The organism is Streptomyces sp. NPDC017095 (assembly GCF_044332325.1).
Classification (GTDB): domain Bacteria; phylum Actinomycetota; class Actinomycetes; order Streptomycetales; family Streptomycetaceae; genus Streptomyces.
This window is the reverse complement of the sequence record NZ_JBIROU010000042.1, coordinates 1-1,555: the sequence shown is the minus strand read 5'-3', so window position 1 is coordinate 1,555 and position 1,555 is coordinate 1. Positions and strand designations below refer to the sequence as shown.

1 rRNA gene is annotated in these 1,555 nt (G+C 56.3%); it reads left to right on the top strand.

Features of this window, described 5'->3' with window-relative positions:
- A 23S ribosomal RNA gene (locus ACH4OA_RS34580) occupies window positions 1-1,555 on the top strand; the annotation flags it as partial.

Sequence of the window (1,555 nt, the reverse complement as noted above, 5' to 3'; positions counted from 1 at the left end):
CCCTTGAAAGAGTGCGTAATAGCTCACTGGTCTAGTGATTCCGCGCCGACAATGTAGCGGGGCTCAAGCGTACCGCCGAAGTCGTGTCATTGCAGCATATAGCCCCAACGGGTGCTGTGATGGGTAGGGGAGCGTCGTCTGCCGGGTGAAGCGGCACTGGAAGGTAGTCGTGGACGGTTGACGAGTGAGAATGCAGGCATGAGTAGCGATACAAACGTGAGAAACGTTTGCGCCGATTGACTAAGGGTTCCTGGGTCAAGCTGATCTGCCCAGGGTAAGTCGGGACCTAAGGCGAGGCCGACAGGCGTAGTCGATGGATAACCGGTTGATATTCCGGTACCCGCTGTGAAGCGTCAAACATCGAGCATCGTGATGCTAAGGCCGTGAAGCCGTTCCGGACCCTTCGGGGAATGGAAAGTGGTGGAGCCGCCGGACCAAGCGGTTAGTAGGTGAGTGATGGGGTGACGCAGGAAGGTAGTCCATCCCGGGCGGTGGTTGTCCCGGGGTAAGGGTGTAGCCCGAGTGGTAGGCAAATCCGCCATTCATACAGGGTGAGACCTGATGCCGAGCCGATTGTGGTGAAGTGGATGATCCTATGCTGTCGAGAAAAGCCTCTAGCGAGTTTCATGGCGGCCCGTACCCTAAACCGACTCAGGTGGTCAGGTAGAGAATACCGAGGCGTTCGGGTGAACTATGGTTAAGGAACTCGGCAAAATGCCCCCGTAACTTCGGGAGAAGGGGGGCCACACCTGGTGATGAGCTTTGCGCTCTGAGCTGGGGGTGGCCGCAGAGACCAGCGAGAAGCGACTGTTTACTAAAAACACAGGTCCGTGCGAAGCCGTAAGGCGATGTATACGGACTGACGCCTGCCCGGTGCTGGAACGTTAAGGGGACCGGTTAGCTCACTTTCGGGTGGGCGAAGCTGAGAACTTAAGCGCCAGTAAACGGCGGTGGTAACTATAACCATCCTAAGGTAGCGAAATTCCTTGTCGGGTAAGTTCCGACCTGCACGAATGGCGTAACGACTTCTCGACTGTCTCAACCATAGGCCCGGTGAAATTGCACTACGAGTAAAGATGCTCGTTTCGCGCAGCAGGACGGAAAGACCCCGGGACCTTTACTACAGTTTGATATTGGTGTTCGGTTCGGCTTGTGTAGGATAGCTGGGAGACTGTGAAGCAGGCACGCCAGTGTTTGTGGAGTCGTCGTTGAAATACCAGTCTGGTCGTGCTGGATGTCTAACCTGGGTCCGTGATCCGGATCAGGGACAGTGTCTGATGGGTAGTTTAACTGGGGCGGTTGCCTCCTAAAGGGTAACGGAGGCGCCCAAAGGTTCCCTCAGCCTGGTTGGCAATCAGGTGTTGAGTGTAAGTGCACAAGGGAGCTTGACTGTGAGACCGACGGGTCGAGCAGGGACGAAAGTCGGGACTAGTGATCCGGCGGTGGCTTGTGGAAGCGCCGTCGCTCAACGGATAAAAGGTACCCCGGGGATAACAGGCTGATCTTCCCCAAGAGTCCATATCGACGGGATGGTTTGGCACCTCGATGTCGGCTC